Source organism: Microcoleus sp. PH2017_08_TRC_O_A, assembly GCF_020738665.1.
Taxonomy (GTDB): Bacteria; Cyanobacteriota; Cyanobacteriia; order Cyanobacteriales; family Microcoleaceae; genus Microcoleus.
In genome coordinates this window covers 20,279-28,979 of record NZ_JAEQCE010000065.1, presented here as the reverse complement: position 1 = coordinate 28,979, position 8,701 = coordinate 20,279, and the positions used below count along the sequence as shown (strand labels likewise).

7 protein-coding genes are annotated in these 8,701 nt (G+C 44.5%); 4 read left to right on the top strand and 3 right to left on the bottom strand.

Going from position 1 to position 8,701, the window contains the following annotated elements:
• Positions 1-387 precede the first annotated feature (387 nt).
• Complete coding sequence (locus JGK22_RS21670; RefSeq protein WP_293183767.1) at positions 388-1,329, top strand: Fic family protein; 942 nt, start codon at positions 388-390, stop codon at positions 1,327-1,329.
• 12 nt (positions 1,330-1,341) lie between these two features.
• Positions 1,342-1,482: a hypothetical protein gene (locus JGK22_RS21665; protein WP_293183769.1), complete on the top strand. Its 141-nt coding sequence runs from the start codon at positions 1,342-1,344 to the stop codon at positions 1,480-1,482.
• An 81-nt stretch (positions 1,483-1,563) separates the two neighbouring features.
• Here the strand turns inward: JGK22_RS21665 and JGK22_RS21660 are convergent, their stop codons facing one another.
• The 3 genes from JGK22_RS21660 to petM all read right to left on the bottom strand — a co-directional run bounded on the left by JGK22_RS21660 (position 1,564) and on the right by petM (position 3,761).
• Positions 1,564-2,481, bottom strand: a complete 918-nt coding sequence (locus JGK22_RS21660) for an NAD(+) kinase (RefSeq protein ID WP_293183772.1) — start codon at positions 2,479-2,481, stop codon at positions 1,564-1,566.
• Between the two features lies 1 nt (position 2,482).
• Positions 2,483-3,460, bottom strand: a complete 978-nt coding sequence (locus tag JGK22_RS21655; RefSeq protein ID WP_293197521.1) for an NmrA family NAD(P)-binding protein — start codon at positions 3,458-3,460, stop codon at positions 2,483-2,485.
• Between the two features lie 196 nt (positions 3,461-3,656).
• Entirely contained in the window at positions 3,657-3,761 is a 105-nt protein-coding gene (gene petM / locus JGK22_RS21650; RefSeq protein ID WP_172189541.1) for a cytochrome b6-f complex subunit PetM, read from the bottom strand.
• 125 nt (positions 3,762-3,886) lie between these two features.
• On the opposite strand from petM, the gene pdxA reads away from it, so the two are divergent.
• A complete protein-coding gene (pdxA, locus tag JGK22_RS21645) occupies positions 3,887-4,921 on the top strand; it encodes a 4-hydroxythreonine-4-phosphate dehydrogenase PdxA (RefSeq protein ID WP_293207282.1) in 1,035 nt (344 codons plus the stop codon).
• Positions 4,922-5,055: 134 nt separating this feature from the next.
• Complete coding sequence (locus JGK22_RS21640; protein ID WP_293207284.1) at positions 5,056-8,664, top strand: OmpA family protein; 3,609 nt, start codon at positions 5,056-5,058, stop codon at positions 8,662-8,664.
• The last annotated feature ends 37 nt before the right edge of the window (positions 8,665-8,701 follow it).

Here is an 8,701-nt window from a genome sequence, read left to right as displayed (position 1 = left end):
TTTAATCTGATCCCTCTTGAGTTTTTAAGCAACAGCTTGCCTGAGATTCAAAGGTGGCTACTTTTAGCTGTACTCATTTTTTAGTCTAAACTACAGTTATTTAGTATCGTAGAAAATGAAAATACTAGAATGGTTAAAATTCACCGCGTTCGCCACAGTTCTCAACAAAATTTTGATTCTTTAAAACAGCTTTTGGATAATGATGAAGAAGAGTAAAAATGTTCTTGTGTTGTGATTTCTGAGTTTAAGGGCGATTGGACATCGAAGACTTTGACCGATCGCCTTAGAGTTACAATCTATGGATCGCACAATGCAGGAGAACGATCGCCTGATTCGGCGATTTTGTGAAAAGTTGGCAATTTAGGGAATGGGGGAGTATTTTCAAAGATGGAGACTCAACTATACGAGAAATTCATTCAAAAGGTAATTATTTTAGGTAAACAAAAGGAATTTTCATTAACCTCTGCGATCGACAACTATTTAATGATCAATTATCAGCTTAAATTAGAACGAATCGATAAACTAAAAGCTTGGCTAGATGGGTTTAGACCGTTCGATTCCACCCTCGTCGCCGAACTCAAAAAGCTCTATGATGTTCGCTTTACTTATAACTCAAATGCCATTGAGGGTAATACTTTAACCCAAAGTGAAACGGAATTAGTTTTAACTAAGGGCATTACTGTGGGGGGCAAAACCCTTGACGAACATTTAGAAGTTATTGGGCATAAGGAGGCGATCGATTATATTGAAAATTTAGCCCAAAAAGATACGGAGATTAATGAATGGGAAATTAAGCAAATTCACAATCTGATTCTCCGCAAAATTAACCCTGATGAAGCGGGTAGTTATCGCACTCTGGACGTGATGGCGGCAGGAACTAATTATCGTTATCCTCCCCATTATTTATTGTCTCAATTAATGGGAGATTTTGCGAGTTGGTTGAATTCGGAATCTGCTTTAAGGCTCCATCCAGTTGAATATGTAAGTATCGCTCATTATCGGTTTGTTTCGATTCATCCTTTTCGGGATGGGAATGGTCGAACGGCTAGGTTATTAATGAATTTACTTTTAATCCGTGCTGGCTATCCGATTGTGGTGATTGACAACCAAATCCGCAATGATTATATTAATGCTTTAGCCTACGGGCAACAGAATCAAGATGATTTAAGCCAGTTGTTTGCATTGATTTTTGATGCTACGATTAGTTCGCTTGTGGAAGTTTTAAGATTATTGGTGACTGCAAGTAGCAGCAGGGGAAAGGGACAGGCTTTTTATCAGGAGATTACTGATTTTCTCGATCGCAGCGGTGGTTTAGGGAATGGGGAATAGGTAATGGGTGGGATGTTAAACCAAAAATGTTCGATCGCACTAACGCTATCTCGCAAACGCTGCCTCACCTTGGAGATGGTTCGGAATCTCGATCGAGAATTAAGGATTCTTGATCGAGATGCCGATCGAGCCTTATCCTGCACAAAAACTTAGAAACCTGAAAGCGAAGAAAAAGCCCCCCTAAAAAGACGGGACTTTAATTCTCCGCTACACTCCGCTCATTACCAACAACTATTAAGGCAACTCAACCGAACTCGGTTTAGCAATGTGAGGCAAGCCCCAGCCCAATTTTTCCCGCAAAATGTGGAAAAACTCAAAAGATTGTATCCGAACAAAGCGGGCTGGGTAGGGCGATCGCTCAATTTGCACCCAATCCTCAGGCCGAACATAACAGCCGCCGTTCCCATCTACCACCATTACCAGGCGGTTCGGACTTGCCGGCAAAATCTTCACCGGCTCAGTATTGCTAAATACTAAAGCCCGAGAAGCCATTGAATGCGGGCAAAGAGGGACTAACTGCAACACTGGGACTCCCGGAATAATTACAGGGCCGCCGGCTGACAGCGCGTAGGCTGTCGATCCAGTCGGAGTCGAGATAATTACCCCATCTGCGGCAATGTCCACAGAGGCGTGCTGGCCGATCGCCACTTCAAAATGGCACATACAAGTCAACGGTTCGCGGTGCAGTACCATTTCATTGAGACAAAGGGCTTCCCAAAGGCAGTCGTTGTCTCGAAACAGCCGCACGGCCAACATCGATCTTTCTTCTATTTCGTATTCTCCGGCGATCGCCTTTTCCAAAGCTTGCGGGAGCAAGTTTAGGTAAGTTTCTGTTAAAAAGCCCATATGACCGGTATTGACAGTCAGCAGCGGCACTCCGATGGGAGCAACTTGGCGAAATGCCGACAGCACCGTACCGTCGCCACCCAAAACCACTGCAAACTCCATGTCGCTGTCAAAACCGGGGGGGACAAGTTGGTCGATCGGAGTGTGGCACATGGGGCGATCGGGACTAGAATAGCCCAAAATTCCCCCGGCACCGGAAACCGCGCAGACCTCCCAGCCGCGGGCAGTCAGCTTGTCTTTCAACTCTTCGGCGATGCGACAAGAGACTGGTTTAACGTCGTTGTATATAATCCCAGCTTTCGGCACTTTAAAATGTAAAAGGCATTTTTTGTTTACTCCGTTTTTTAGTCTTAAGCTGCTCGTACTCTATTTCCCTGAGCTTCTTCATAATCAGACTGAAGTATTCTTCCAGATAAGATTCCAAAGTTGTAGTTTCTTTAGGGTCTAATCCGAAGACACTGTAAACGTCATCCATCGGAGCTTTCAAGGGTTTTCCGGCTGCTAAAACTTCTGAAAAAGCCAATCTGTCAGCTACGTTCCAACTCCACTGAAAGAACTTAGCAAATTGACGGGTAGCCTGCAACAAGGCATCTGGCGTGCGGGTGATTTTGGCCTGTTTCCCAGAAAGCCGCTCGCACAACCGCACGATTTCCTCAGCATCCCAAGCGCGATTTCCCACCACCGGAAAGCTTTTTTTCTCGGTTTCGGGAACGGTAAGAGCTCGGACGGCAAACTTCGCAACGTCCTGAGTGTTCATGTAAGCAAGGGCTGACGGCTTGTTGGGCAACCAGACTCCCTGACCATCCAAAATTGGCATTGCGTACAGGCTCAGCAGTCCTTGCAAAAAGCCGCAAGGTCTCAATATTGTGTAGTCTAGACCGGATTCTGCTAAGAATAGCTCAGTACAGCGCTTAATTTCCAACAAGGGGACTTGCTGATATTTTTCGGCGTCGAGAAATGAAAAGAATATGTAACGCTTGATGCCTGCTGCTGCTGCTGCTTGGATCAGCGATACTTTTCCGTCCCAGTCTACTCTTTTGATGCTGACAGAATCGGCTGCGCTGGCTGTTGCTGCATCGATGATAGCAGTGACGCCTTCTAATGCAGGAATTAAGCTGTCAGGCTGGCAAAGGTTTCCCGGTACGAGTTCGGCGCCCCATTCTTTCAAAAAGGCCGCTTTTCTGTAATTTCTGACTAAACAACGCACCTGGTAGCCCTCGTCTAGGGCGCGGCGGGCTATTTGACGGCCGAGGGTGCCGGTGGCTCCTACAATCAATAAAGTCATCTAGGGATTAATTTATGAATCTTAAACTTTCTATAAGATGGTATCAGGTTTTCGTTATGTTTTTTATAAAAACTTAACAAAAACCTGAATTTTTCTCATTTTTGGCTTGAGAGCCTAAGCAGCACGCTGGCTTTGGGTGGCACGCAGAAGCTAGAAGGCTTGAGCTAGAAGACTTCTGAATGATTGTTACAAAAATTTATTCTTCGCCGCCTTGCAGTTTGAGCAGGAGGAAGCCTCCGCCTATACCCACGAAAATTAGGGAAAAGGACAAAAAGGCTGCATTGAAAATTTCAGGATTCATGATTGTATATGCCTAATTGGACGATCGCATTAGATAAAAATAATAATATAATTTGGGGCAACCAGCTACATGAATGCTAAAATCTCACTGCTGAAATTGCTGTATTTTTTGGGGAGAAAACTGCCTTGAGTCTCGATCGGCAATCAAAACTAGCTGTAACTCTGGGAGATCCGGCAGGAATTGGCCCGGAAGTGATTCTCAAGGCTTTGGCAGATCCGGCTGCTGCTTTGATGGTGACGGTTTTCGGATCGAGGATGATTTTGCAACAAACTTACGATCGGTTGCGATCGATCGATCGGGCTACAACAGCAGCAAATCCCGCAACATTAAACATTATTGATATCGAACCAGACAGCAAGTGGGGTTCCATTGTCCCCGGTGTCGGGAATGCGGCTAGTGGGGCGGCTAGCTTTGAGTATATGGAAAAGGCGATCGCCCGTACCCTTGCCGGCGAATTTTGTGCGATCGTCACCGGCCCCATTTCCAAAACTTGCTGGCAGGCCGCAGGTTACAATTATCCCGGACAAACAGAACTTCTCGCAGAAAGGTCGAAATCGCAGCGGTTCGGAATGCTGTTTGCCGCCACATCTCCCCACAGCGGTTGGACGCTGGTAACTTTACTCGCTACCACACATATTCCTCTGCGTCAAGTACCCGAGGCTTTGACTCCAGAGTTGCTGAGTGAAAAACTAGAATTGCTGATCGAGTGTTTGCGCGAAGATTTTGGGATAGAAAAACCAAAAATAGCGATTTCTGGCTTAAATCCTCACAGCGGCGAAAATGGCAAACTGGGAAAAGAAGAGCAAGACTGGATGATACCGTGGTTGAAAGCGCAGCGCGATCGTTTTCCCCAAGTGCAATTAGACGGGCCAATCCCCCCGGATACCATGTGGGTAAAACCGGCTAAAGTTTGGTACGGCTTAGCCTCATTAGCTCACGACGGTTACTTGGCAATGTACCACGACCAAGGCTTGATTCCAGTAAAATTGATGGCTTTCGACAAAGCGGTCAACACTACAATTGGCTTACCCTTTGTCCGCACATCTCCCGATCACGGCACAGCTTTTGATATTGTAGGTCAAGGAATTGCCGATGCCTCTAGCATGACAGCAGCGTTACAGTTGGCGGCCCAGTTGGCTAGTCGCAGAGCAGCAGTATAAAATAGGGCGATAGCCTTAATTAAGTCTGACACTGGGCAAAATTGTGTCATTCCTATTGATGTTCGCTGGCGTCAGGCGACAAGCAAGCTGGTCATTTTAGTCGATCGCTTAAAATCAGATTTTGGTAGCACAGTATGGCAGCATCTAATGATAATTCAGGGAACATATATCAGTCAGAAACAGAGGTGTCAGATGCAACTCAGGTAAGTTCTAAAGCAGGAGATCAACTTCAGGAATTGCTAATCATATTGACTGAAATCCAGTTACTGAAGCAATCAAAAAAAGAACCTATCGAGCTAAAGTTACCGCCATCTGAAAAATCAGCAGAGCGACTTGAGGAAGAGGAAAATCGGCGCAACCAATTGTCTTTTTTGATCGAATCACCTGCGGTTGTACCGGAAGTATTGAATAATCATGAAGAGATACCACCTCAAAGACGACAAAACAAGAACGAAGAAGCAGGCTTATCTAGAATCGCTAATTTAGCAAACAATGAGCGACCGTCGGAAGAAGATTTAGAAAAAGCAGTCGAAGAGTTTAAACGGTTGCAGGAACTGTTGTTTGAAAGGGATTTGCCGGAATTTTACAGTAATATTTTCAGCGTAGAACAAAGGTTAGAAAATTTTGAGAAACTAATGTCTGAGCCGAAAGAATTGATGAATTTATTGAAACCTTTAATTCCCGAGTTAGTGAGAGAAGAGCTAGAGCGGTTGAAGTTTCAATTAAACCAGGCGATAGAACTCGTCGGCAACGATAAAATCAATCGCCTGGAAGTTCAGACAAAATTAGCGGATTTGGAAAATCAAATTTCTGATTTCAACCAGCAGCAATTGGGAAATTCAGAACAGTTAGTTAAACGGCTAATGTTGATGGTGGGAGATCTGCTCAACCGCAAGGTAGAGGAGTCTAAGTTAGAGGTGACTTCGGCGATCGCACCGACAATCAATCAAGTAGTTGACAATCAAAATGGACTGGAAGAACAAGTAGTCATAATTGAAGAGAAACTTGCGACTGTTCAGCAGCGTTACCAGCAGCAACCGGAAGATATTATCAAACAGTTAGTCCCGGTAGTTAGCGATTTGCTCGCCCGCAAAATTAGTGAATTAAAGTTAGAAGTTGTAGAAACACTTGCACCCTCAGTACAGGTAAGAATAGCTTGGGTAGAAATAGAAGAAAAAGTATTGAGCATCGTCGAGCGCCGGCTGGCTACCCAAGAGTCGCCAATTCAGACGCCAGAAGAGATTATGGCGATGCTAATGCCAGCAATCACGGATTTTCTGAACCGGAAAATTGATGAATCAAAATTAGAGGTAGCAGCAGCGATCGAACCTTTGATTGAATCAGCAATTCTGCAAAGAGAAGTTCCAGGAAAATTGAGCGATGTAGAAAGTAGGCTCAATAATCTTCAGCGCCAGCAAAAATCTCAGCCGGAAGAAATCCTGGCAAGGTTGATGCCGTTAATGATTGAGTCGCTGAACCGGAAAATTGACGAGACAAAGTTAGAGGTGACAGAGGCGATCGCACCTGCTGTCGATACTGCTATTCAAAACAGCGGTATTGCAGCAAAAATATTGCAAAATGAAAGTAAGATTGTCGAAGTTCAGCAGCAAGTTTTAGGCGAGATCGAAGGGTTGATGGGAAGAATCATGCCCGCGATCTTGGAAATGCTGTCCGGAAGCATTCGGGACGCTAAGCTAGAGATAGAATCTGCGATCGCCCCTACTGTCGATGCGATCGTTCAGAACAAAAAGATTGATGAAAGACTCGGAAATATCGAACAAAAGATTGTGGCGATCGAACACCGGATTTATCAATCGACAGACTTGTTTACAGATTTACTCAAACCCTTGATTGACGAGCTGATGGTTAGCCATCACTCCCAACTAGAAAAATCTGTCATCCAATCTATTTTACCGTTATTAGATGAAGTGGTAGGTTATAATTACAATCTCAACAGTAAAGTACAGGAACTAGAACGCAAAATAACTGATGCTGAATGGGGAGGCGATCGGGCAGAATTAATGGCCCGAATTAAAAGCATCTTTCCAGAAATGATGATCCAAACAATTAATGACTCTAGAAAATCATTTGCCGAAACCATCGCTCCGATAATTGATGAAGTAATTGATACCAAAATCCGAGAAAATCGGCAGTCGTTTGGAGTAGCCCTAGCGCCTTCTATTCCTGTGGGAATCAGCCACAGAATTAGTGAATATCCCGATGAAATTGCCATAGCGCTGGCGCCGGAAATGGCCTCGGCAATCAAACAGCAAATTACTATCAAGCGAGAAGCAATGTCGGATGCACTTTATCCGATCATCGGCAGCACAATTTTAAAATACATCGGCGAGACGATGCGCGAGATTAACGAAAAGTTGGATCAATCGTTAAGTCCTGATGCGATCGCTCGCAAAATTAAAGCCAAATTGCAAGGAATTTCTGAAGCAGAATTGCTAATGCAAGCAACAGCACCGCTGACTGTTAAAGCTGTATTTTTGATTCAAAAAAATTCTGGATTGTTAATTGCAGGAGTGCAGCCGCCTGAAAGCGAAGAGCTAGAATCAGAAATGATAGCAGGGATGCTGACTGCTATTCGCTCTTTTGTCAACGACTGCATATCTCAATCGGGAAATCTTGCAGAGATTGATGCGGTACAATACGGGACATCTTCGATAGTATTGGAAGTAGCAGGTTCGTGTTATCTAGCAGTAGTGATCGAAGGAGGAACCCGCCAATGGTTTAAGTACAAAATGCGAGCAATATTTAAGAATATTCTTCAAGAATACGGAGAGCAAATTCAGGCATTTAACGGAGATCCGACTCGTCTGCCTCCAGGAGTAAACTTAAACTTGCAAAAGTTAATCGATACAGAGGTAAAAGTTAAATCTACTAAGATTCCAATTTTACCAGTTATCGGTTTGGCAGTGTTAGGTTTAATTGGCGTAGGTTGGGGCACTCATGAATACCGCAGCGGAATTGCAGCGACTTTAGAAGCAGATACAAATTTAGCTTTACAATCTGCTCCCGACTTATCGGTTTATCGCCTTGCGGCAGATGTTAAAGATGGAGTATTAGAGATTTCGGGACGAGTGCCGAATCAAAAGCTGCGAGTGAAAGCGGAAAAAATCGCTCAGGATGCAGCTCCCAAATTAAGAATTGACAATAAAATTATAGCCGTTGAAGTACCTCCCGATCCGGTTTTAACCGAAGCTGATGTCAAGCGGACTGTGGCTCTTTTGAATAAGTTAGAAAGCATTAATATCTCGGCTCGCTATGCAGAGGGAAAAGTCGCGATTGCAGGTAGTGTGAGCAAAGCAACGGATGCTCAGAAAATTACTCAAGCTTTTGAGAAAATTCCGGGGGTGAAGTCGGTAACAAATACAGTGGGAATCGGAACTCAACTGCCGTCACCGCCAATAGAAGTTCGCCTTTATTTCGGTGCTGGTTCGGCAATTTTGTCGCCGAAAGATATAGCACAAAAACTGAGCAAAGTTAAACAATATATGGAGGAGAATAGCACGACTAATTTGAGGGTAATTGGCTACAGCGATTTTAAAAGCAGCCCTGCGGAAAATCAAAAGTTGGCGCTGGAAAGGGCGATAAATGTGAAGGCTGCTCTGGTTAAAGAAGGGATAAATGGCAATAGAATACAAGTTGCTTCTACTAAGGGTCGTCCCGAAGGTGTGGAGGCTAATCAACCGCTGTGGCTGAGCAGATTGGTCATGTTTGAGGTGGTAAATTAAATTGGGTAATGGGGCATCGGGCATCGGGCATCGGGCA

Coding starts and splice junctions, on each gene's coding strand:
- petM (WP_172189541.1), bottom strand. CDS start 3,761: ATGAATCCTGAAATTTTCAATGCAGCCTTTTTGTCCTTTTCCCTAATT.
- JGK22_RS21655 (WP_293197521.1), bottom strand. CDS start 3,460: ATGACTTTATTGATTGTAGGAGCCACCGGCACCCTCGGCCGTCAAATA.
- JGK22_RS21670 (WP_293183767.1), top strand. CDS start 388: ATGGAGACTCAACTATACGAGAAATTCATTCAAAAGGTAATTATTTTA.
- JGK22_RS21665 (WP_293183769.1), top strand. CDS start 1,342: ATGTTAAACCAAAAATGTTCGATCGCACTAACGCTATCTCGCAAACGC.
- JGK22_RS21640 (WP_293207284.1), top strand. CDS start 5,056: ATGGCAGCATCTAATGATAATTCAGGGAACATATATCAGTCAGAAACA.